The 24,269-nt window shown below is 38.5% G+C and carries 17 protein-coding genes and 1 tRNA gene; 4 read left to right on the forward strand and 14 right to left on the reverse strand.

Annotated features, from left to right (window positions below):
- Positions 1-56: 56 nt before the first annotated feature.
- Positions 57-1,061 carry a UDP-glucose 4-epimerase GalE gene (gene galE / locus KJS44_RS13555; RefSeq protein WP_008690508.1) on the reverse strand — a complete coding sequence of 335 codons (1,005 nt, stop codon included), beginning with the start codon at positions 1,059-1,061 and terminating at the stop codon, positions 57-59.
- Positions 1,062-1,188: 127 nt separating this feature from the next.
- Positions 1,189-3,984, reverse strand: coding sequence for an Ig-like domain-containing protein (locus KJS44_RS13560; RefSeq protein WP_119957496.1), 2,796 nt, complete (start codon positions 3,982-3,984; stop codon positions 1,189-1,191).
- Positions 3,985-4,310: 326 nt separating this feature from the next.
- On the opposite strand from KJS44_RS13560, the gene KJS44_RS13565 reads away from it, so the two are divergent.
- From KJS44_RS13565 to KJS44_RS13575, 3 genes are all read left to right on the forward strand, one after another.
- A tRNA-Ser gene (locus KJS44_RS13565) sits at positions 4,311-4,400 on the forward strand.
- A gap of 206 nt (positions 4,401-4,606) precedes the next feature.
- A complete protein-coding gene (locus KJS44_RS13570) occupies positions 4,607-7,279 on the forward strand; it encodes a PD-(D/E)XK nuclease family protein (RefSeq protein WP_008690504.1) in 2,673 nt (890 codons plus the stop codon).
- Positions 7,272-10,517, forward strand: a complete 3,246-nt coding sequence (locus KJS44_RS13575) for a UvrD-helicase domain-containing protein (protein ID WP_008690501.1) — start codon at positions 7,272-7,274, stop codon at positions 10,515-10,517. The genes KJS44_RS13570 and KJS44_RS13575 overlap by 8 nt, the downstream gene beginning before the upstream one ends.
- A 97-nt stretch (positions 10,518-10,614) precedes the next feature.
- Here KJS44_RS13575 and KJS44_RS13580 read toward each other — a convergent pair whose 3' ends face one another.
- From KJS44_RS13580 to KJS44_RS13590, 3 genes are all read right to left on the reverse strand, one after another.
- A complete protein-coding gene (locus KJS44_RS13580; protein ID WP_008690499.1) occupies positions 10,615-11,970 on the reverse strand; it encodes an Ig-like domain-containing protein in 1,356 nt (451 codons plus the stop codon).
- Between the two features lie 194 nt (positions 11,971-12,164).
- Positions 12,165-12,728: a hypothetical protein gene (locus KJS44_RS13585; RefSeq protein WP_008690498.1), complete on the reverse strand. Its 564-nt coding sequence runs from the start codon at positions 12,726-12,728 to the stop codon at positions 12,165-12,167.
- Positions 12,729-13,062: 334 nt separating this feature from the next.
- Positions 13,063-13,788, reverse strand: coding sequence for a metallophosphoesterase (locus KJS44_RS13590; protein ID WP_008690496.1), 726 nt, complete (start codon positions 13,786-13,788; stop codon positions 13,063-13,065).
- A gap of 125 nt (positions 13,789-13,913) precedes the next feature.
- On the opposite strand from KJS44_RS13590, the gene KJS44_RS13595 reads away from it, so the two are divergent.
- Positions 13,914-14,975, forward strand: coding sequence for a helix-turn-helix domain-containing protein (locus tag KJS44_RS13595; protein WP_008690494.1), 1,062 nt, complete (start codon positions 13,914-13,916; stop codon positions 14,973-14,975).
- A 106-nt stretch (positions 14,976-15,081) separates the two neighbouring features.
- Here KJS44_RS13595 and KJS44_RS13600 read toward each other — a convergent pair whose 3' ends face one another.
- The 9 genes from KJS44_RS13600 to KJS44_RS13640 form a co-directional block, all read right to left on the reverse strand.
- Complete coding sequence (locus KJS44_RS13600; protein ID WP_008690493.1) at positions 15,082-15,357, reverse strand: DUF3795 domain-containing protein; 276 nt, start codon at positions 15,355-15,357, stop codon at positions 15,082-15,084.
- 238 nt (positions 15,358-15,595) lie between these two features.
- On the reverse strand, positions 15,596-16,399 hold the full coding sequence (gene proC, locus KJS44_RS13605; RefSeq protein WP_008690491.1) for a pyrroline-5-carboxylate reductase: 804 nt from the start codon (positions 16,397-16,399) through the stop codon (positions 15,596-15,598).
- 11 nt (positions 16,400-16,410) lie between these two features.
- Complete coding sequence (locus KJS44_RS13610; RefSeq protein WP_008690489.1) at positions 16,411-17,463, reverse strand: suppressor of fused domain protein; 1,053 nt, start codon at positions 17,461-17,463, stop codon at positions 16,411-16,413.
- A 9-nt stretch (positions 17,464-17,472) separates the two neighbouring features.
- Positions 17,473-17,616, reverse strand: coding sequence for a hypothetical protein (locus KJS44_RS13615; protein WP_008690488.1), 144 nt, complete (start codon positions 17,614-17,616; stop codon positions 17,473-17,475).
- A gap of 137 nt (positions 17,617-17,753) precedes the next feature.
- A complete protein-coding gene (locus KJS44_RS13620) occupies positions 17,754-19,418 on the reverse strand; it encodes a hypothetical protein (RefSeq protein WP_008690486.1) in 1,665 nt (554 codons plus the stop codon).
- 137 nt (positions 19,419-19,555) lie between these two features.
- Complete coding sequence (gene nrdG, locus KJS44_RS13625; protein WP_008690484.1) at positions 19,556-20,083, reverse strand: anaerobic ribonucleoside-triphosphate reductase activating protein; 528 nt, start codon at positions 20,081-20,083, stop codon at positions 19,556-19,558.
- 11 nt (positions 20,084-20,094) lie between these two features.
- Entirely contained in the window at positions 20,095-22,257 is a 2,163-nt protein-coding gene (gene nrdD, locus KJS44_RS13630) for an anaerobic ribonucleoside-triphosphate reductase (RefSeq protein WP_008690482.1), read from the reverse strand.
- 654 nt (positions 22,258-22,911) lie between these two features.
- Positions 22,912-23,559, reverse strand: a complete 648-nt coding sequence (locus KJS44_RS13635) for a CBS and ACT domain-containing protein (protein WP_008690480.1) — start codon at positions 23,557-23,559, stop codon at positions 22,912-22,914.
- 3 nt (positions 23,560-23,562) lie between these two features.
- On the reverse strand, positions 23,563-24,267 hold the full coding sequence (locus KJS44_RS13640) for an ABC transporter ATP-binding protein (RefSeq protein WP_008690478.1): 705 nt from the start codon (positions 24,265-24,267) through the stop codon (positions 23,563-23,565).
- Positions 24,268-24,269: the final 2 nt, after the last annotated feature.

Consider the following 24,269-nt stretch of genomic DNA (forward strand, 5'->3'; position numbering starts at 1 on the left):
ATACAACCCCCTGTGAAGAAAGGCAGCCCATCCGCTGCCTTTTCGATCACTTGTCTTTATTTCTTTGTTGTCTGTAAGAAATGCCAAGCATCCTTACACATTTCTTCTAATCCTTTTTCTGCTTTCCAGCCTAACTCTTCCCACGCTTTTTTCGTACTTGCGTAACATTGGGCAATATCCCCGGGACGGCGTGGATCAATTTGATATGGTACCTCAATCGCATTCACTTTTGCGAATGTATTAACAACATCCAATACGCTATATCCTATGCCGGTACCTAAATTGTACGCATCTACACCGATTGGCTCCATGACTTTTTTTACTGCATTGACATGGCCTTTGGCTAAATCCACCACATGAATGTAATCACGCACGCCGGTACCATCAGGTGTATCATAATCATTGCCATATACATGTAAAAAAGGCAGTTCTTTGTTTGCGACTTTTACAATGTAAGGCATTAAATTATTAGGGATATCATTAGGACTTTCTCCTATCAAACCACTCTTGTGTGCACCGATTGGATTGAAGTAACGCAACAATGCGATATTCCATTCAGAATCGGATACATGCAGATCTTTTAGGATCTGTTCAATCATCAATTTTGTAGTACCATAAGGATTTGTGGTAGGTCCTAATGGAAAATCTTCATAGATAGGAACACTCGCCGGATTGCCATAAACCGTTGCGCTGCTAGAGAATACCAGACGCTTACAGTTATGCTTTGCCATCACTTTGCACAATGCCAGAGTACTCATTAAATTATTCTGATAATACATCAAAGGTTTTGCCACAGATTCGCCCACTGCTTTATAACCGGCAAAATGAATAGCGGCATCAATCTTATGTTGGGCAAAGATTTGTGCCAGCGCAGCTTCATCACAACAATCCGCTTCATAAAAGGTTACTTTTTTTCCTGTGATACTTTCTATCTTATCAACGACATCTGCCTGTGAATTATAAAGATTATCAAGGATTACAACTTCAAAGCCTGCATCCAGCAATTCTACACAGGTATGACTTCCAATAAATCCGGTTCCTCCGGTCACTAATATTTTCATAAGCTTCCTCCTGTTATTTCTGTTTCATTATAGCATTAATATAGCCTCTTGCTGCATTTATTTTTTATAAGCTGAAAAATTCAAATACCATAGGGGATTTTTATGCCAACACTTGTTATCGATCTGCTTAATATACGCGTACCTTACAGCGTACCTTTTTACCATTGCTGGAAGTTGCACTAATATAGGCTGTTCCCGCTTTTTTCGCATATACCTTTCCTTTTGAAGTGACGGTTGCCACTTTCGTGTTACTGGAACTCCATTTCACTGTTTTATAAGTTGCCTTGCTCGGTGAGATATAAGCACGTAATTGGAAAGAGCGTATTTTATTCAGGGTTAACATGATCGTATTTAGTTTGATGGAAGATACCGGTGTATGTTTTTTTACCGTTACAACGCAAGTTTTTTTAAGCCCATTCGCACTCACCGTGATTGTAACTCTTCCCGCTTTCTTCGCTGTCAACTTCCCACTGCTGCTTATACTTGCTATCTTGGTGTTACTGGATTTCCATGTCGCCTTTGTACTTGCACCAGATACCTTGGCAGTTAAGGTTGTACTGCCTTTTTCATATATAGACAATTTACTTTTAGAAAGGGAAAGCGTTGGTGTTTTCACACTGACCTTACATGTTTTGGTAATCCCATTCGCAGTTACCGAAATGGTTGTTGTCCCTGCTTTTTTCCCGGTAATCTTACCTGTACTGCTCGCTGTGGCAATGCTACTATTCTTTGTTTTCCATACACATTTACTGCTAAGTCCCTTGACACTGGCGGTTAAGGTATAGGAGCCTTTTACATTCACGGCAACACTTGTCTTAGATAATGACAAGGATGGCTTTACAACGACGACTTTACAAGTTTTCTTAGCATCGTTTGCACTGGCACTGATATAGGCAGTACCGGCTTTTTTAGCCGTAATCTTACCGGATGAAGAAACTTCTGCCACTGCTTTATTATTCGATGACCAACGCACGGTTTGGGATTTTCCATAAGCCGTCGCTTTTAAGGTTACACTACCTTTTTCATACAAAGTTACTGATGTTTTATCCAAGGTAACGATGGGCTTTTTCACGCTAATCGAACAGGTTGCCTTAACTCCGTTTGCGGTTGCGCTGATTTTGGTTGTTCCCGCTTTTAGCGCCGTTATGGTTCCCTTGGCATCAATTTTGGCTATGGATGGCTGTTCACTTTTCCATGAAATAGATGCTGTTGGAGTTACTGTGGCTTTTAAGGTATACGTCTTTCCAACATAGGTTGTCACAGATGCTGTATTCAGCTTGATGGCAGGCTCTTTTACCGTGACATTGGCAATTGCCTTCTTTCCATCCGCTGTAACAAACACAAGTGCTTTGCCGGCTTTCTTAGCCGTCAATACCCCATCGGCATTGACACTGACAACACTGGTATCACTACTCTTCCATACAGGTGTGCCCTGAATAGCTGTAACAATATTCAAGGCTATCGTTTTATTTCGATACATCGTGATTGAAGTCGTATGCAAGGTTAATAGTGCCGGTTTCACGCTTACTTTACAGGAAGCCTTGCCTCCTGCTGCATCTTTTGCCGTAATAATGACACTGCCTTCGCGAATACCCAATACAGTGCCATTGGCATCCACACTGGCGATGTCAGCATTACTGCTGGACCAAGTAACCTTTTTATTGGTGAGTTTAGATGAAACAATTGGTTTTATGGTCATCGTGTTACCCACTGGCAGCGATGTCGAAGACGTCGAAAGTTTTAATTGTAACTTCGTATATTCATCTTTTACCATTGCTTTAAACTTCGTCCACCCCATAGATCCCTTTTTCATATGATTCATGTTATATGGACAATCCTTGCCAGACCAGTCTTGATGACGTTTGACGGCTGTATATGGCAATCCATTTTCATATAAGATACTGGCGGTTAAATAAGCTGCATTCTTTTCAGCCTTTGCATAATTGCCATCTGCATTTTCACAGATTTCTATCCCAATCGTTGATGCATTTCCACTGTCATTGCCATCACCGGCATGCCAGCCTACTTCATTCATTGCCAGACTTTGATAAATGACTTTATTATCTACTTGAAAATGCCAGGATGTCCATGCGGCAGCTCTGGAAACGTTACGTTCATATTGGATATTTGCATGAGCAGCGGCACCAGCGCCTTTACTGGCATTTGCTGTATTGTGTATGGTTACATACTTTGGAACCATCGAGATACCTGAACGTGTAGGATCAGAAATCTTAGGCAATAATTTTTGTTTGATGGCTATGCCATTAACACTTGTTTGCGATAAGGTTCGTTTGGTATTCAGATAGGTTGCATATTGCTTATTGAAAACCGAACCGTCATCATGATAAGAAGTTAAGATCCATCCTTTATATTTTCCATTATTCACATAGGCAAAGAAATTCGCACGCTTGCTGATCGTGTAAGTACCTGCCGGTATGGTTCCTTTCGCGAATCGATCATCAAAGATAGGTACAGAATATACATCTAAGGTCTTCGTTGTTTTTAGCTGCGCTGCTATATCTTCAATTTCTATTTCCTGAATATTATCATCCCAAGTGGTGATCCATCCACTTCCTTTTTCTGTATTCACATAAAAATAATTGCCATATCGTTTCGTGGCATAGCGTATCTTTGGCGATAATTTTGCCTTAACATTGCCATATGGCTCTTTATATAATGATGTTGTTTTAAAGTTATACAAAATATAATTGCCGTTTCGCTGATACGTATACCCCTCTACACGTGCATAAGGATTGGCTTCCGCTATATCCTGAAAACCATCGCCATATGCATATTCTCCATCGTTGAATACATCCTCCTTTATGGATGTGTTCGCTGTTCCTTTCTTTTCCTGCGCATGCACAAAAGACATCGATGATAGTGGCAATGCCACACAAAATAATGCTATTAAAAGTTTCTTCATATCCTTTCAAATCCCCTCTCATTATTCATTTTATCATAAATGTATCACATAAGGTTACAAGTTTTGGATGTTTCTTACCGTCATGATCATACCAGCCTCTTTGAAAACTTATAGCGTTAACACTTATTACTATTATTATAGTCTCTTTTTCCTTTATTTGAAAGACAAACCTTATCGATTGTCTTACCATCTATCTGATATATCAAGATGTTATGGTCTTATCTTATAATTCATCCTTGTGATGAATTTCATTTTCGCTATTTGAATCAAATCAATGTTCCCTCTTGCATATCCTCATAAAAACAGTTACAATAACCACGTAATACGCAGCAGTGGCAGAGTCTGGTTTAATGCACCGGTTTCGAAAACCGGCGTGTCTTTTGACACCGGAGGTTCAAATCCTTTCTGCTGCGCCAAGAGTTTAGAATACACCGTGATAACGGTGTTTTTTTATCCCTATGATGCTCTGAATTCATTATCTTTATTAAACCTATAACCTTTTCCAGCGCAAACGTTTTCTCTTTCCTACATTCTCATTTCCAAGAAAAGGATTGGTATATCAGAATTGCCTTTTTACCTTGAGAAATTATATAATAGAAGAAACGCTAAGGAGGAAGTTCACATGCTTGATTTCTCATCATTACCAATGGGCGCTACACTGCTGGCACCGGCACACCTGCATCCGCTCATTCGCCAAAAACTTTTACAAACGACCCATGGATTGTTAGGCTTGCGTTTATATACGCTGAATGGTTATCTGTCTGCCCAATCCTTGGAAGATGCGCCAAGTGAGGCTTCCATCTTATTTGCCTATCGCGAGCGTATCAAACAGCTTTCTTCTTCCTTACATATTTATCAAGAAGCTGCTCTCACTTCTGTTTTCTTAAAGGAATGTATGCAGTGCCTTGATGATCTTAAGATATGGCAGATTCCACTGAGTGTATTAAGTGAACAGGAAGAAGCTCATGCTGAGCGAAAAACTATCCTGACTGCATTGTATCCAATTGAAACACAAGGTGATTTGATTGTTAAAGCGATTCGTGAAATAGCGCATAAGGATGCACATATGGTATATATTTATGATGCTTTCTTCACTCCGCAGCAACAACAACTAGTCAACCTGCTAGTTAGGCAGGGCGCTACTTTATTGCAGGATGAAGAAATTCCTTATGAACGAAAGTTTTATCATGCAGTGAATAAACGACAAGAAATTGAAGGCTGTGCCCAATATATCTTACGCCATGAGATGAAGGCTGAGGATGTTGCCATCACCTTGGCAGATACCTCCTATATCCCCATCCTGGAACAAATCTTTAACCGCTATCATATCCCTTATACAAACCTTGTGGCATCCGCTGCCAGCAGCATCATTGTCAAACGCGCGCGCATGCTGTTGAATTATTATTTACAGCCAACGCAAGAACATCTATTGGCCTGCTTAGATTGTGGTATCTTTCATGAGGAAACTTTATCCTCCTTACTGCAATATTTACAAATTTATCAAAAAGACTTCTTTCAGCCATTTAATCATTTACAAACACTTTCAACCACTTCTCATATTCTGAATGAAACGGATGTGGCAAAGCTGAAAGAAATAGAGGAACGTGCAGAAATTGCCCGACAGCATATCGCTGAACAATTACGGTCACTCATGCATCCAGCTTCTTATGAAGAAATGTTACTCACCGTATTAAATCTTTTAAAAAACAGCCTGAGTAACGATATGCAACAAAGTGCAGTTTTACAAGATGTCATGAATGTTATCAATGAAGTATATCCATATATAAAGGAAAAGGATGATATCACTTTTTTACTACAGTTATTAGAAGATATTACTGTACATTCCACCGTTCATCAATTGCAAGGAGTCAGTGTCACCTCACTAAAACAGGGATCCTGTACCAGAAAACATCACTTCTTACTAGGCGCTACACAAAATCAATATCCTGCCTTTATGGCAAAACGTGGTATCTTTGATGAGCACTATTATGAAACCCTGCCTTTTCCAAGCATGGAACATCGCTATCAATTGCATTTGAAACAGTTACGTAAGCTGCTAAACCGCAGCCAACATCTTTATATATCCTATCCCTTAGGTACGTATGAAGGGAAATCTTTAGAAGCTGCCTTAGAAATAGAACAAATGTTTGATGAAAGAGCAAAACCTTATCCTTTACAGGAAATGTATGAAAAAGCAGATATTGCGCTAACCATTACTTCGCAAACAGCCCATGAGCTGTTTGTTCGCAATCAGCAAATCAAAGGTTCCATCTCTTCTATTGAACGCTATGTAAAGTGTCCGTTTTCATATTTCCTGCGTTATGGGTTAGGTATTAGAGAACCTATGAAACTAGGCTTTGCGGATTCTTATATGGGAACACTTTCACATTATCTGTTAGAAACCTTGACTAAGCAACAGGGGAAAGCCTATACAAGTGTATGTGAAACAACGCTTACCGCCTTGATTGACAAGGAAATAGACGCCCTTCAAGAAGTCTTTTCGGACATGCGTACCCGCTTACAGATTTTACGTATCCGTATCGAATCCAGCATAATGCAGACATTGCGACGCTTAGCTTCTTTTGAAGAACATTCTCATTTCCAGCCCTGGCAACAAGAACGCGAATTTCAATATGAAATACCTGTAACATCGGATGTCACACTGGCTTTGCATGGCTTCATTGATCGTTTGGATGTATATGATGATATCCTATGCATTCTGGATTATAAAAGCAGTGCAAAAACACTATCGGAAACAAAAGTATTTGCGGCAATGCAGTTGCAACTTTTAACCTATTCCATCGTCATGGCCAAACTGGAACAAAAAGAAATTATGGGAGCTTATTATCTATCATTAAAAAATGAAAATATTCCCCATCCGGCAGGTAAGCTATCGCGCCGCAAGCCGGTTACCTATACACCGATTGAAAAAGCAGATCTACAAGATGTCATCATCAAAACGCATCGCATACATGGATGGACGATGTATCCGAATGTATCCTTATTAGATGATGAAGGCACGCATGTAAGCGGTGTTCGCTGCAATAAAGATCAGCTCATCAAAGCGAGTAAATTATACGACTTACATAGCATAGAACGCTGGTTTACGAGCATTTATCAGCAATTAGCCAAACGTATGCTGGATGGTGATATCGTCATAGAACCAAGTGAAGATGCCTGTCTATACTGTGATTTTCATGCTATCTGCCGTTTCCATGGCATGCCATTTGAACGCAAAGCCATGGTTGAAACAGATGATTCCCTCTATCGGAAAGGAGAGGATGAAGATGCCTAACTGGAATCCCCAACAGCTGAAAGCTATTCAGACAAAAGATAAAAACATCATGGTATCCGCTTCTGCCGGCAGTGGTAAAACGACGGTATTAATTGCCCGCTTAATGGATCTGGTGGTAAAAGATCGTGTTCCGATTGATGCCATTTTGGCTATGACCTTTACGGAGGCGGCGGCCAGTGAAATGAAAAAGCGACTGGCTGCTTCTTTACAGAAAGCCTATGAAGAAACAAAGGATCCTGAGGAACGCGCTTACATCACCCGCCAGCTTACAAGTATACAAACTGCCCATATTTCTACTATCCATTCTTTCTGCTTATCCATTTTACAAGAGTATTACTATATGATTGGCCTAGATGCTACGCGCATCACCAACATCATGGATAATGGAACGATGGTCTTATATCAGGGAAAAGCATTAGAAGAAGCTTTTCAAAACCAATATACCAAACAGGATAAAGTTTTTATTGATCTTTGTGCCATGTTTTCCTCACGCAGTGAAAATGATGAGGCTCTGCGCAAGCTGATTACCTCACTTGCTGTCATGGCATCCTCGCAGGCAAATTCCGATGCCTGGTTAGACGCTTTGCTCATCCCTTATGATAATATCAAGCATATACAAGATCTGCCCATTGGCATTCAAGAAAACTTCTTTTCCTACTTAGCAGTAGAATGTTCGCGTTATGAAGAAGGCATCTTGCGTATTCAGGAACTTTATCGTTACCGCTATGACAGTGAAGTAAAAAAAGCTGCATTAGTAGAACAAAAGGTACAGGCTTTGCCATTTTTACAAGAAACCTTAACCAAACGTGATTATGAAGGCTTTCGTTTAGCCTTTCAATCCATTGCCCATGGAATTCTTCCTCCCTCTCCGGATAAAGAGGATAAAGAATATGTTCATTTGCGTAAACAATCACAAGAATTAGAAGATCGTTTATTAGGCCTTTTATTCAGTGAGCAGCAATTCATAAAGGATATGCAAGCATTAAAACCTTATATTCAAAAGCTGATTGAAATGGTCAAGGATTATCGAATGAGCTATGCACGTATAAAGCAAGAACAGGCAGTTATTGACTTTGACGATATGGAGCATTATGCACTGGAAATCTTACAGTGTAAGCATGGTCAAGTAGCACAGCGCTATCGTGAGCAGTTTACAGAAATCATGGTAGATGAATTTCAGGATAGCAATGATGTACAAAACACCCTGGTTCAATTGATTTGTCGTGAAAACAATGTCTTTCGTGTCGGTGACGTTAAACAATCCATTTATGGTTTCCGACATGCCAAACCTTCTTTAATGCGCGGTATCATAGAACAACAGGGTATCTATGATGAAGTCATCTATTTATCAAACAACTATCGTTCGAAAAAAATGATTGTTGATTTTAATAACCTCTTATTCAAACAGTTAATGAATTTAGATGGTTTCTCCTGCCGATATGCCGATGCAGATGATGTAGAAACCGGCGTTGCAGAACAATTGCAAGACAATGTGCCAATCTGTTTTCATGCTATCTTTCATGATGAGATCAAGAAGACCAATGCGTTGATTCTCGCTAAAAATGATCTGAAGGCCAGCTATATCGCCAATCAGATATTAGAAATACGTGAAAAAGAACAGCGTCAATGGAAGGATTTTGTCGTACTGGTAAGAGGAAATGCTCGTAAAGAAAATATGAAGAAAGTGTTTGATGAACTGCATATTCCTTATTTTATTGATGTGAAATCCGGTTTCTACCAATCCAGTGCCGTATCGCTGATGCTAAGTGCCTTGCGCGCCATCGAAGATCCGCATAATGATATCGCCTTAATCGCCATCTTACTATCTCCCTTATTCCCTTGTAGTGCAGAACAAATTGCCCAAAGCAAACTGGCCAAACGTCAAGTGGCACAAAAGGCAAGTCAACAGGCTGCACATAAGGTATATGAGTCCAGTTTTTATGCATATCTAAAAGAACATCCTATTCCCGGCTTTCAGGCCTTTGAGGAATTACGCAAGCAATGCTTCGATTGTTCTCTTACGGAAACGCTGAATCGTTTATATGAGCAAAATAATTATTATGCATTGCATACAAGCGTGCAGGAAAAAACCAATTTGGATCTATTGTTTGAAAAAGGTGCAACCTTTGAACAACAGCAAGCCATGGGCATTCATGCGTTTTTAAATCAGATTGAACAGATTAAGGATGCTCAAACAGCAGAGGCAATACCGATTGGCAGTGAAGCTGATGTCGTTCGTGTCATGAGCATCCATCAATCAAAAGGGTTGCAGTTTCCGGTTGTCTTCTTATGGTCAAATGATGCCATGACAGCAATAGAATTTAAAGATTTATGTATCTGTGACAGTGAACTGGGGATTGCCTTAAAAAGAATGGAGCTGCCTGAACGCTATGTACGAACAACAATTCCTCGTATCGCCATGGAGCATAAAAAAGATAAAGAAGAGTTGGAAGAAGAAATGCGTATCCTCTATGTGGCAACTACACGTGCTCAGCAGCAAATGCATATCGTAGACTGTGTTTTAGACCTGGAACAATATAATAAGCCTTTAACGACTTCTTCTATATACGATCGTGGCGGTTATACCTCCTGGCTCTTACAAACCTTTCTGCAACATCCAAATGACCTTTTCACCATCAAAGAAGTACATACCCTGTGGCAAAATCTTTCTCTTCAGGAACAAATGAAACCTCAATATCACATACAACCTTATCATCAGAAGGTGGAAACCTTACAGTTTGCGACAGCTTCTGCGAAAAAAGCTACAGATATAGCAATTACCCTGCAAAAGCAAAAAGGTATGCAGTATGGTACGATGATGCATAAGATGATAGAAGCCTTGGGTAATTCATCATGTGAAGATACCGCTATCCGGCAATGTGCGGCACGTCTGCATATAACTTTATCTGAATTAGATATTCAACGTCTGCATGACTTATATGAAAATGAAGTCTTTCAACAATGCTTAAAAACCACCTGTTATTATGAGCTTCCCTTCATGGTGAAAGATGGCGAAGAAGTCTTACACGGTTTTATGGATTTTGTGTCAATGCAAGAGAATACTATCGTCATCATCGATTTTAAAACAGATGCCATCTTTTTAGCAAATGAGTTAATGACAAGATATCGGGAACAGTTACTGTTGTATCAAAAGGCTATGCAAATGCTATATCCAAACAGTAATATAGCATGCTATATTTATTCACTGCATTTATCTGAGATGATTCAAGTCTCATAAATTATCAGATGATACAGAGGGTACCAAATAGTATATGGTATCCTCTTTTTTTCGTATCTAAATCAAAAAAAGAAGGATTTCTCCTTCTTAAATTGCACTAGTATGTGTAAGTGTAAGATCCTTGATAATATCCTGTAATGCCTTTATAAAGCAATGCACCCTTTTTCAAAGTTCCGGCTGATGAGAACTTAAAGGTTATTTTCTTATAACTATATGGTTTGATATTTAAAGCGAAATTGGTAAATGTTTGATTTCCTATTAATTTACCTGTATAATCATAAATTTTAAAATTAATTTTCTTAAAGTTCTTAATTGTCGCAATCCGATTATTGACAACATAAGTATCTAATCTTAAAGTTCCACCACTATAATAAACTTTTTTAACTGCTACTGTAGGATCACCATAATCATAATCAGATACGTTCGTGGAAACACTGTAAGATTTTGCGTTTTCTTTTACGCTGACTTTGCATTTTGTTGTATAACCGTTTCGTTTCGCGTAAATATATGCCGTACCGGCCTTTTTACCAACCACGCGGCCACTGCTATTTACCGTAGCAATGTTTTTATTTGATGATGTCCACGCAATCTTACCAGTACCGCCATTTACTTTTAATGTTGTATAAAACCCAGTATATATACTCTTGCTAGTTGCATTCACACTAGGTTTTTTCACTGTTAATTTACACTGTGCAGTATATCCATTACGTTTTGCCTTAATATAAACAGTTCCAGCTTTTTTCGTTGTGACATACCCTTTGCTATTTACTGTCGCAATGCCCTTATCGGATGATGTCCAAGCGATAGTACCGGTTCCGCCGGTTACTTTCAGTGTCATATGCGAACCTAGATACAAGGATGCGGAATTCTTATTTAAAGCTGGCTGTTTTACTGTGATTTTACACTTAGAAATTGCCGTTTTTGATTTTGCCGTAATATAAGCCGTACCAGGTTTCACTGCTGTTACTTTCCCATACTTATCTACTGTCGCAACACTATTTTTATCAGATGTCCAAGTTACTGTTCCATATGATCCCTTAAACGTTAATTTTGTCGTTCCTTTTACATACAGCGACGCACTGGTCGTTGTTAACCCTCTTTTAAGAACCGTAATTTTACAACTCTTCGTAATACCATTGGAGGTCATTGCAGTAATCGTAGCAGTACCAGGTGTTTTTGTATAAACCAAACCATTACTGGTTACGGAAGCAACTTTGTAATTGCTAGAAGACCATGTGATAGCGCTGTTTGTTGCATTGCTAGGTGTTATTGTAGCTTTTAATTGCAAATGTTCATTTGTGTAAAGTGTTTTTGAAATATAATTAAATGAAATCTTAGAAACACTAACATCATTCCTTTGGCTTTCAACAGTTGCTGCTTGTACTGGTCCCATAATACTGAACGCTATAAACAGACTCATCAAACAGCCAATCAGTTTCTTACATATTTTCATGTTATTCCCCTCCTAAGGCAACTTATGCCTTTCATAAGGTTATTATAACGTCATTTCAAGTACATGGCAATATTTCTTATGCAAACAAATAAAAAAGGCAAGATTTGATGTACCCCTATTAATTGTTGTCCAATTAACGGGTTACCCTTCACATTTCATCCTCTTGCCAACTACTTTATTTGTGATCTTATCGTTTATTGTAAGGTGGATAGCATGGTGCGTTGTTGCAAATCGCGATTTTGAAGGAATTTTCTAACGGCTTCCCAAATGGAATACATAATATTTTCTAAAACACCAAGCTCCATACTATGAATGATCAATTGGAGCAAATAATCCTCTTTTCCGGTATTTCGATCATTATCAAACATCAACAACAAAACAGCTATGAGATCATTTTTCTTTAAATACTCCAGATCCTCTTCCATCATATCCCCATTATAGAGTTGCATGACTTCTTCTCCATGTTGCCGTATTTCAACATATACTTCTTTGGGTATCGCGATACGTCCTTTACGATAATACAACTGATCTTCCTCCTGCCATAATACAAAACGATTTGTAAAATCCATGACCCGCTTTGTGAGTGGTAAGCGCCAGTCTTCAAATGGTTCTAATTCGCCGCTTTGATTCAGATCTTTAAAAGCAAAGCCATCCTGTTCGATTATTTGTATACCTAGATTGGGGTTATAACTTAATGTTTTTCCTCCTTCATTTTCGATGATGTCATGTTCATGCTTATGAGTCAATTTCCATTTCATATAGAAACCTCCTTGTGATCTCTATTGTCAGTATATCACTAAACCCCAGCAAGATATGTCAAGTAATCTTGTGAAATTATGTAATCGTCAGTACAAATAAAAAACCTTTGAATTAAGCATAAAAAGGAAGCCCGGTATGAAATGAACCCCTTTCATTTGGTTGCCCATATAATGGGGTTCACTTCAGTATCCTATCACATCAATGCTTATTTTGTTTTCCCATACTTAAGCTGCTGTAAGAACCATAACATCTTTTTCCATATAACTTTCATCATATACTATGCACAAAATCGCAGTGTTGAACAAGATAACGCCATGTAAGAGTTAAGCCCTATTAAAAATAAAATACTTTTCGATCATCCAAACGCAATAAGGCTAATTGTGTATATGCGTTATTTGCCGCACACCCACAATCAATATTAATCACATGTGCATCTTCTATACTTCTATTTCCTGTCCATATCGTGTACGGTCTGCTATCTTGCAAATATAAGGTAGGCGTATGTCCTAAAATTACACAACGATCATTAAAAAATGCCTCATCCTTTTCGATTCGCGCCCAGACAAAATCCTCAACACACGCCTCTGTTTCTTCCAGATCTTTCATCCTTACACAACCACGGTGAAATTGTGTACAGGGATAACCATGTACCAGATAATACTGCTGCTCTTGTACATGTACATCACAATAGGCCAGCGGAAGATCGGTAAGATACGATAAGATTTCTTCTTGTTCCTTTGTCGTCAACTTTTGAAACTGGGCAATGGTTACCTGACAGTGATTACGCTGCCAGCGATCCAAGATTAACATCTTATCATATAAATCCATTTTTTCATCTTTCAGTGCCTGATAATACTGCAGCATCATATATTCATGATTTCCCATCAGCATCTTCACATTGCTACGTTGCATGGCATCCTGTAAAATGACGATACCGTCAGGACCGCGATCAATCACATCCCCTAAGATGTACAAAGTATCCTCTTCATGAATATATTCTATCATTCGATCATAGCGATCCTTTAATCCATGCACATCACTCATCACATAAACAGCCATAGTATGCTCCTTTCTCAACCGACAGTTAATATTTTCATGAAAAACTTAACAAACACTCGCTTGTCGTTGCGCTTTTGCTCAACTATAATAAAACCATACAAGGCCATGTATAGAAAGAGGTTTTTATGAAATATAGTTTAGGAAATAAAATACGCGAATTACGCTTACACAAACAGCTAACGCAAGAACAACTTGCTCAGCTTTGCAAAGTAAGCAGCGCGGCGATTAGTAAATGGGAACATGATCTATCTTATCCCGATATTACTCTTCTTCCTATTTTAGCACGAATCTTCCATGTGAGTACGGACGAATTACTTAATTTTAAAAATGAACCAAGTAAAGAAGAAATTGTAAAAATGGCAAAAAAAGCTTTAGAAATGTATCAAAGCGTTCCTTTTGAAGAAGCTTTTGCCTATACGAAAGAATTGTTATATACCTACCCAAACAGTGAATTGCTGAAATTGCGCATTGCGTCAAATACGATGTATGTCATGATGTTCGGTGGTGAAAAGTATGGTACTGTCTATCAAACATTTGCAAAAGAACTATGTGAAGAACTCATCAACAGTACCAGCGATCCTATCAAAGAAGAAGCTGTTACCTTCCTTGTGAATTTTTATATGATGGAAGAAAATTATGAAAAAGCCGAGCAACTGTTAGAGAGCTTTCCGAAGCATTTTGATCCAATGTCCATGTTGCCAAGCATTTACTTAATGCAAAAGGATTATGTAAAGGCAAACAAATTATTGCAGGAACAATTATATCAGCATTATCATGCCATCTGCATGAATATAATGTCCTTAGCAACCATTGCCCGAAACACACATAAGAAGGAAGAAATTAAAGCCTATCTAGATCTACTAAAGGCGCTACAAACAATCTTTCATATGGAAGAGGATATTTCCTTTATGCCGATTACAGAAGGTTATTATGAAGATAAACAAGAAGCCTTGTATTATGTAAAACGCTATGTGGATATGTTGTTGCATTGGGATGAGATGGCAAAACGCAAAGAAGCTTTGTTGAAACAAACACTTTGGTTTCAAAAGATTGCATTGGATAAAAACAGCCTACCTACCATTATGCGAAAGGAACAACTGTTACAGCTCTTAGACGATAAAGATTTGGATTATTTAAGAGAGGAAGAAGAATTTCAAGCATTGTATAAGAAGATACAAAACAGTTAAATGCGGCTGCTGCTACAGGCGGCAACCTACTAGAGAAAGAGCCGTATAAGTGATTCTACGGCTCTTTTTCATGTATAGTGATTTCTACATATGAATAGATTGTTCTCTAACCTTTTTCGCTTTGCATCGCATGCCATTTTTGACAATTGCGCAAACGTTCTCCCTGATCTCCTTGCTTTTCATCATAAGCAAAAGATTTTGCTAAGGTGCATGGAAATTGCGCACATTCTCCACAATGAGTAAGCTTTTTTTCTTCAACACAGTTTTTTACCGGACATTGTTCTCCCCAAAATGGTTTTGTAATTTGTAAACACCCGACACAATGCATTGTATTTTGAAATTCACATTTACTACAACAGATACCACATCTTGATTCTATCATCTTCATCACCACCGTAATGACATCATCATTACCTATCCTTTCTTCCCTTATAGTATAAGAGATAAATGCTATGATTTCATGTAAAAAAAGGACATGATTACATATCCTTTCTAAACATTACCTAATTATCAAACTTAGCAAAGGTAATAAGCTTTTATTGTCGATCAAACACCTTACATAGGGAACATAGTCACAAGCATCAAAAAAGGGATGCTATCTGATATGATCCCTATTTTCATTATTTCTTTGTCATCTTACGACTTTTATCCGCACAAGCTCGCATACCTTCCATGATGGTACTACGCAAACCTTTTTCTTCCATTTTCATGACAGCCTCAATGGTCGTACCGCCCGGTGAACAAACCATATCTTTCAGCTCGCCGGGATGTTTCCCTGTTTCTAATAACATTTTAGCAGAACCAAGCATGGCTTGTGCCGCAAATTTATAAGCATCTTTGCGCGGCATGCCCTCTAACACCGCCTCATCTGCCATAGCTTCCAAAATCATAAACATGTATGCCGGTGAAGAACCGCTGACTACCGTTACCGCCTCCATCATTGACTCCTGTACTTCCGCACATTGTCCAAAGCTTTCAAAGATATCAACGATATCTTCTTTATCATCCTTACTCATCATCTCTCCAAACGCTAGTGCACTCATTGCCTCACCAACAAAAGCAGGGGTATTGGGCATTGCTTTCACCGCTTTCACCTTACGATGAAACATCGCATACAGATCAGCTAAGGTAACACCGGCAGCGATATCCACCATGATTGCATTCGGTTTCACATGCTCTCGTATTTCTTCAATGATCTTGCCATACATATGCGGTTTGACAGCAAGAAATAAAATATCCGCATTGCAGGCTACGGTTTCATTATCACTGATATATAAATCATAAGTTCTGCTTAATGTTTCCAGTTTTTCTGGATGCTGATTACTGACGATCATATGATCGCCATCCACCAACTGTGCCTTCATAATGCCTTCTACCATAGCTTTTCCCATATTGCCGCAGCCAATAAATCCAATTGTTTTCATATGTGTTCCTCCTATCGTGTATGGGGTTCCTGTATCAGTTTTCCCAATAAAACAGCTTTTTGCTGTTCATCCTTTGTTTGTTTAAACTCTTCTTGCGTAATTGGATGAATCCATGTCAGATGGACACCTTGTTTTTTAATTGATAAAGCTAAAGCATCAGCAAAATGATCATCATCTAACAACATACAATACGACGTATCATGAAGCTGCATATCCAAGGTATGCTGATCAGCCAGACAATCCATTTGTTTCCAAGGCAGCTCGCATAAACCGGCAATTCTTGAAAAGACTTTGATTTGCTCATCTGCGCTATATACATCTTTTCTTAAGGCGATAGCAAACTCACTACGCGCATAAGATTCATAATCATCATAATAGCGATCCGCATTGGGCATCGCAAACATTCCCACACCAATTGTAAATGCATATAGGACTTCATCCTTTTCAAAGGTCATTAACAGACGGCTTGGAAATTGATCCTTATGCAAATCATAACAGTTGCTTGCCTTACCGAAAAGCTTACACAAATCTTCAAAGTAAGGTGTATGATATGCTTTCCACACCTCATTAAATTCCTGTGCCCAGAAAGTCTTTCCCGCCTGCATGCGTGGTGCTAAAGCTTCATAGGCATCCATCAGCTTCCATCCTACCATCGTATTTTGTTTCAAATTACGGGTATAACCACTAAAGTTTTTTGCATCAGCCCAACTTGGGATAACACTGTAAAGCTCTTTTTGATAATATAACGCTGCGATATGCCCTTCCTTGCTCCAAACAATTTCAATATTGTCTTTATCCCAAGGTGCAATATCTGTTGGATCCTGCAAAAATTGCTTTGGCAGCATGGGCTGATGATCTTTAGCAATCGCATCCTGATCAAACGCATCCGGTGCTGCTTTCAGATTTTTGACCCAACAGGCACTGCGGACAATTAAACGCTGTTGTTCATAATCCAAATCATACATATAGAAATAGATGCTTTCACCATCACTAAGTACATCTGCCGCAAGCGGACATAACGGTGATTGTGAAAACGCCAAACTTTCTTCTTTTATTTGCTCCATAACAGCCTCCTATTTCTCTCTATTATTATACAAGATATCGCAGACGATGAACAGCTGTTCATCGAAATTAGCCATTGGACGCTTGCTTGTTAAAAGATACATCACATTGCTAAGTATCTTATGAGCTTTCTGTTTGTATTCTAATAGAATCATCGATCTCTTTCTCATCTTACTCATCATATGAAACGTGATTACAGTGTTTTGCATAGCGGATGGAATGCACAAGTGTACCGACATAGCAAAAAGTGGAGCTTTCAACATGTTATTTCAATGATTGCTCCACTTTTCGCTTATTTAATTTCTTTAATCGTTTTAATCCCTTCTGTATCGACATAAGTAATGTTCAGCTTATCCTTCGGTTTTAAGAATACCAGCTGATTCTCATATTTCGTTGTAAAGGTAATCTTAAAGATTTCATTATTCTCTGTCTGAATATAATACAAGGTATTTCCTTCCACATTCAATTTTTCAATAGATTTCACGACAATCGTTGCCGTCTTCATACTTTCGGCACTGATATTGTCACTGGACGTACCTAACAGATTTAAAGTCTTTTTAAACAAGGCATCCAAACCTTCATCACTGGATACGGTCGCAACCTTCTGATAATCAACTGCTGAAACTGTCGCATACATTTTAATCAAGCCATTGTCTTTTAATGACATTAAATATACCGGGTTGCCTTTGATATTAATTAATAATGGGAAAGTAGACTCATAGCCATAGTTTTTCACTTCGGATTGCGCACTCTTCATGGCACTGATTTCATTCGCCCCGGCGGTCGCAATCTTCATCGCTTCATGGGTTCTCAGATTCACTAACACAAAGCCTAAGTTAGATTCATCGGCATTGGCAGATGTAATACCGCTGTACAGCCAAATATCACCATCTTTTTCTAAATAATTATAACCTTCACTTGTTAAGGTCACACCATTTTGTCCAAACACGGAATTCCAATAGCCGCCTTGCAAACTACCATTTTCATCCAGTTCATCAATAACCAGTGATTCAGGGAAAATACGGTCAGCCCACGTCGGTATATTTCCTTTATCATATTTTGTACTTTCACCGGTAATCGGATCAAGGAAAATTGCTCCTGTTACACTCTTCTTCGCCCCTACCCCTTTATAGGTATAGGTCGAACAGATATACCAAGGTCTTCCTTTTTCATCAATTTCAAAAGAAGGAGAACCAAAGATTTCCGTTGGATGTTGGAAACGTAAATGACGCATTAGATTTTCATTAAACATTGCCGATGGAACATATTTCATTCCATCCAATCCCAAATCCTTTAATTTTACCAAAGATGTTTTTCCACTTGTACTATCTACGGTGATATAAGCAGGAATCCCATTCCCTTTATTTTTGAAATACTTAATGAAACCATTGTAGGTTAACGGTGTCACGCGATATACACTGTCTTTATAAGAAATCTGCGTATATTCATCACTGACATTAAACTGTGATACCCATTCACTCATATTGCCCATTACCTTATCACCCAGACGTATTGAACTGTCACGATCGATGATGGGTGTCTTTTTGAAATCCACTTCCGGAATTTCCTTAAACTTTACATCCTTCACCGCAATACGATTTGCATATTCTTTAGCGTGAAAAATTTTTGAACTGATTAAGGATGACGCAAAAGGAAAGATAATCATAATAGCTAACGCAATCGCACTTAGTTTTGCCGCAGTTTTCCAATTGCTTGTTTTCGCTGTTGCATCGTGTACCGCCTGCTTCATGAATTTACCTTTTAATCTATCAAATGCATGCATTCCCTGATTAGTTAAAGAGAAAATCAGGGTGATAACTAAGATTGGTCCTACGGTAAAAATCAAAAACTGCCAAAACTCTGGCGCATGCCAGTTTAATGGCGGTAATACGACATAGAAATATCCGAAAACATATACCAGATATATCGGTATGATAAATAACATATATTTTTTCATGTAACGCACCTCACTTTTTGATAGTACTTACTATATCATATTTATCACAAAAGATACAGAAAGTTTTCTTATCAAAGTTTTTCACAAAGCCAATATGAAAACTGTGAGCAAATTAACTTTACTCACAGTCCCATAAACTATCTTTTATCATCCACTAATACAATGTGATGACACTCTCTGGTTTTCTTCATATCAATCAAACGCTGATTGCTGGAACCGCGGAAACGTAAAGTAATATCCTTCAACTCTTCGATGAAACGTCCATCGACCAACACATCAATAAGCGAGAGCATTTCATCGGTATCCTCGCCATATCGTTTCCCTTGCGGAATTAAATCCTCATCCAATGTAAAACCGGTAAAGCACCAGATATCTTTTTCCGGCAATTCTTTGCGCACTTTTCTTAATAGCTTTACCAGCTCTTTTTGATTTTCAAATTCAAACGGTTCCCCGCCAAGTACTGTTAAGCCTTTAATATAAGGAGAAGCCAATGCCTGCAGTATTTCTTGTTCACTTTCTTCTGTATATGGCTGTCCATAGGTAAAATCCCATGTTTCCGGTTGGAAACAATACGCACAGCGATTCGTACATCCGGATACAAACAAACTAACGCGGACCCCGGGACCATTGGCTATATCATACTTTTTAATTGCTCCATAATACATGGCGATTGCTCCTACAGATGCAAGACACGTTCTTTGATTTCCTGTGTTCTTCCTTGATTCCAGAACTGTGTACCGATATAACCACATGTTCTTCTGGCAACATTCATCTTATCCTGATCACGATTATGACAGTGTGGACATTCCCAGATAAGCTTATTATGCTCATCACGAATGATCTGGATTTCTCCATCAAAGCCGCAAACCTGACAATAATCGCTCTTAGTATTTAATTCAGCGTACATGATATGATCATAAATATGCTGCATAACCGCTAAAACAGCATCTATATTATTCTTCATATCCGGTACTTCCACATAACTGATTGCTCCACCTGGAGATAGCTTCTGGAATTGTGACTCAAAAGTCAATTTATCAAATGCATTGATTTCTTCCGTCACATGGACATGATAGCTATTTGTTATGTAGTTTTTATCCGTTACACCTTCTATGATGCCAAAACGTTCCTGTAAACATTTTGAGAATTTATATGTTGTAGATTCTAATGGTGTGCCATATAAAGAGAAGTCAATATTTTCTTCAGCTTTCCATTTTGCACATGCATCATTTAAATACTGCATAACCTCTAACGCAAATGGAGTAGCTTCTGGATCCGTATGAGGTTTTCCTGTCATATAGCGTGTCATTTCACATAAACCGGCATAGCCTAAAGAAATCGTGGAATATCCATTAAATAACAATTTATCAATGGTTTCTCCCTTCTTTAATCGGGCCAAAGCACCATTCTGCCAAAGGATAGGTGCCACATCACTTGGTGTTCCCTTTAAACGATTATGACGACACATCAAAGCTTCCTTACATAATGCCAAACGCTCATCTAAGATACGCCAGAATTCCTTCATATCTTTTCCACTGGAACAAGCAACATCCACTAGGTTTAAGGTTACAACACCTTGATTGAAACGACCATAGAATTTATATTCATCATTTTCATCCTTATATACAGTTAAGAAAGATCGACATCCCATACATGTATAGCAATTACCATCCTTCAACTGTTTCATGATCTTTTCCGAAATATAATCCGGAACCATGCGTTTTGCCGTACATTCTGCAGCTAATTTTGTCAGATACCAATATTTGCTGCCTTCGCTCACATTATCTTCTTCTAATACATAAATCAGTTTTGGGAATGCCGGTGTAATATAAACGCCCTGTTCATTTTTTACACCTTGAATACGCTGATTTAACATTTCTTCAATAATCAAAGCTAAATCATCGCGCAGTCTTCCTTCCGGTACTTCATTCAGATACATGAACATGGTGATAAATGGTGCCTGTCCATTCGTTGTCATCAACGTAATGACCTGATACTGAATGGTTTGTACCCCTTGTTTGATTTCACGCTTTACTCGCAGCTCGGCAATTTCATTAATGATATCATCACTTACCTGTACCCCGGTTGTTTCCATTTCACGACGTACTTCCCTTTGGAATTTTTCCCGACTGATCTGTACAAACGGTGCTAAATGTGACATGGTGATACTTTGCCCGCCATACTGACAAGAGGCTATTTGCGCAATCGCCTGGGTTGCGATGTTACAAGCTGTTAAAAAGCTATGTGGCTTTTCAATCATCGTTTCCCCAATGACCGTACCATTCTGCAGCATATCCTCTAAGTTTACCAAACAACAATTATGCATATGCTGAGCAAAATAATCCGAATCATGGAAATGGATAATACCTTTTTCATGTGCTTCTACAATTTCCGGAGGCAATAAAAAACGCTTCGTGATATCCTTGCTTACTTCCCCTGCCATATAATCACGCTGTACGCTGGAAATGGTCGGATTCTTATTAGAATTCTCTTGTGCCACATCTTCATTCTCAAATTCCAACAAACTTAAGATCTGTTTATCTGTTGAATTTGACTTTCTTACCAATTCCCTTTTATATCGGTAAGTAATATAATTATTGGCTACCTTAAAAGCTGACTGCTTCATGATTTCTTCTTCTACCTTATCTTGAATTTCTTCTACGGTAGCACTGCGATTCAGATGCTGACAATATGCCGTTACATTTGTTACAATCTGGGCAATCTGTTCACCACTCATCTGGTAAATATGGGTGACACTTTGATTTGCTTTACAGACAGCATCCTCAATTTTTGATGCGTCGAAGACAACTTCCTTTCCACTTCTCTTTATGATATTCATACACTACACCTCTTCATCATTCCTAATATCCTTTAGCATTATATAGGAAAAAGTGAAGAAAATAAAGTATCATGCTAAAGAACTTTACCACCATATTTCACAAGTGAAAACTTTCAATAAAAGAAAGCCTTTGTTCATCGCTTTTCTATTTTTGGAATAGCCTTTGTGAATGAAAATATATTTTTTATTTTCACATCATCATCGTAGTAAAATTAACATAAAAAGAAAGATGTCGTTAACTTTTAAGAGCTTCCCCCATGAAGGTATCGGTCAAAAAAAGGATCTGGAGAAATGGGCTCCTCTTCCTGATTATTACCCCCATTTGATTCGGCTGATGCCTTGGTTGTTTCTACTCCTATCATAGCCTCTTGTATAGGTATTTCATATTATACAAAGAAAGCTAAGAAATAATTAACTCGTTATCTCATAAGTTCAAGATACCCTAATCTTTATGGGTATTCTTGAGCTTTTTAAATTGCATTTTGATAGGATAATTTAAGCACATAAATTAGTAAACATTTCATAATACGTAGTTCTGCAACACCAAGACATACAAAATACGCAGTTAATGACCATAATCCTATCTTTTTCTTTATGACTTCCCTTATTTTACCTTTGCCCCCTGCATGTAAGTAAAGGCAAAAGAAAAGAACCCTATGCAGGATTCTTTGTAATACTTAAAACTTTATAGCCATTTTCTGTCAGATCCTTTTCCAGATTATCTGTCTGGAATGTATCAATACGGAAAATCAACTCAGAATATCCATTATGCTGATTATACACACCTAAGTGCGTGATATTGCAATTGTTGCGCACAAAGATCTTACTTAGTTCCCCAATCGTTCCAAGCTCATCTTTAACTTCTACGCAGACGCGACTGCCACTTGTACGATAACCTAGGATATCTAAGAAGCTGCTTAATACATCGTTGCTAGTTAGGATACCAACTACCTCATTGTCATCATTGACAACCGGCAGACAACCGATATCATGTTTAAACATCAACAGTGCCGCATCTTCTAAGAAACGATCCTCATGAATGGTAATCACATCACGAATCATGATGGCATCCACACTTGTTTTCGACAATAGATAGTTTAGCTCATAGATGCTCAGGCTAGTAGCTTTAGAAGCACCTTTCTTGCTGATCATGCCTTCCGTAACCAAGCCAACCAATTTTTTGCCGCTGACTACCGGAATACGGTGCAGATTCTTTTCGCTCATGATGTCGACAACATCACTGATCTTCGCATTTACATCAATACATATTGGATTCTTTGTCATTCGATTTTTTACGTACATACTTTATCCTCCTAAATATGCTTTCTGAATTTCTTCACTATCCGCAAGTTCTTGTCCGGTACCACTCATAACAATCTTACCGGTTTCCATGACATAAGCTCTGGTAGCTACGGATAAGGCCATACGGGCATTTTGTTCCACTAACAAAATCGTTGTCCCTTTGGCATTGATATCCTTGATGATACTAAAGATTTCTTTTACCAGAATGGGTGCCAATCCCATACTAGGCTCATCTAACAATAAGATCTTAGGATTTGCCATCAAGGCTCTGCCCATGGCTAACATCTGCTGTTCTCCGCCGGATAAAGTTCCTGCTGCTTGTTTACTACGATCCTTTAAGATAGGGAAACGTTCATAAATAGCTTCCAGATCTTTCTTGATGCCTTCTTTATCCTTACGTTGATAAGCACCTAATTCAAGGTTCTCTAATACTGTCATATCGGCAAAGATACGTCTGCCTTCCGGTACATGGGAGATTCCTGCTTTCATTATATCCTGTGCGCTCTTCTTGTTCAATACTTTGCCATCATAGGTAATGGTTCCCTCACTTGGCTTTACCAAGCCCGACAAGGCTTTCAGAATACTTGTCTTACCGGCACCATTCGCACCGATCAAGGTAACAATTTCACCTTCATTAACTTCAATATCAATGCCTTTTACGGCATGGATTGCCCCATATTTAATATGCAGATTCTCGATTTTCAGCATGC

The sequence above is a fragment of the Longicatena caecimuris genome, from assembly GCF_018406465.1.
GTDB classification, from domain to species: Bacteria; Bacillota_I; Bacilli_A; order Erysipelotrichales; family Erysipelotrichaceae; genus Longicatena; species Longicatena caecimuris.

Bases quoted from the DNA above. Each gene is read 5' to 3' on its own strand.
- KJS44_RS13560 (WP_119957496.1), bottom strand. From the start codon at position 3,984: ATGAAGAAACTTTTAATAGCATTATTTTGTGTGGCATTGCCACTATCA.
- KJS44_RS13610 (WP_008690489.1), bottom strand. From the start codon at position 17,463: ATGGAGCAAATAAAAGAAGAAAGTTTGGCGTTTTCACAATCACCGTTA.
- KJS44_RS13640 (WP_008690478.1), bottom strand. From the start codon at position 24,267: ATGCTGAAAATCGAGAATCTGCATATTAAATATGGGGCAATCCATGCC.
- KJS44_RS13615 (WP_008690488.1), bottom strand. From the start codon at position 17,616: ATGATTCTATTAGAATACAAACAGAAAGCTCATAAGATACTTAGCAAT.
- KJS44_RS13620 (WP_008690486.1), bottom strand. From the start codon at position 19,418: ATGAAAAAATATATGTTATTTATCATACCGATATATCTGGTATATGTT.
- KJS44_RS13600 (WP_008690493.1), bottom strand. From the start codon at position 15,357: ATGATAGAATCAAGATGTGGTATCTGTTGTAGTAAATGTGAATTTCAA.
- KJS44_RS13580 (WP_008690499.1), bottom strand. From the start codon at position 11,970: ATGAAAATATGTAAGAAACTGATTGGCTGTTTGATGAGTCTGTTTATA.
- galE (WP_008690508.1), bottom strand. From the start codon at position 1,061: ATGAAAATATTAGTGACCGGAGGAACCGGATTTATTGGAAGTCATACC.
- KJS44_RS13595 (WP_008690494.1), top strand. From the start codon at position 13,914: ATGAAATATAGTTTAGGAAATAAAATACGCGAATTACGCTTACACAAA.
- proC (WP_008690491.1), bottom strand. From the start codon at position 16,399: ATGAAAACAATTGGATTTATTGGCTGCGGCAATATGGGAAAAGCTATG.
- nrdG (WP_008690484.1), bottom strand. From the start codon at position 20,083: ATGTATTATGGAGCAATTAAAAAGTATGATATAGCCAATGGTCCCGGG.
- nrdD (WP_008690482.1), bottom strand. From the start codon at position 22,257: ATGAATATCATAAAGAGAAGTGGAAAGGAAGTTGTCTTCGACGCATCA.
- KJS44_RS13570 (WP_008690504.1), top strand. From the start codon at position 4,607: ATGCTTGATTTCTCATCATTACCAATGGGCGCTACACTGCTGGCACCG.
- KJS44_RS13590 (WP_008690496.1), bottom strand. From the start codon at position 13,788: ATGGCTGTTTATGTGATGAGTGATGTGCATGGATTAAAGGATCGCTAT.
- KJS44_RS13635 (WP_008690480.1), bottom strand. From the start codon at position 23,559: ATGTACGTAAAAAATCGAATGACAAAGAATCCAATATGTATTGATGTA.
- KJS44_RS13575 (WP_008690501.1), top strand. From the start codon at position 7,272: ATGCCTAACTGGAATCCCCAACAGCTGAAAGCTATTCAGACAAAAGAT.
- KJS44_RS13585 (WP_008690498.1), bottom strand. From the start codon at position 12,728: ATGAAATGGAAATTGACTCATAAGCATGAACATGACATCATCGAAAAT.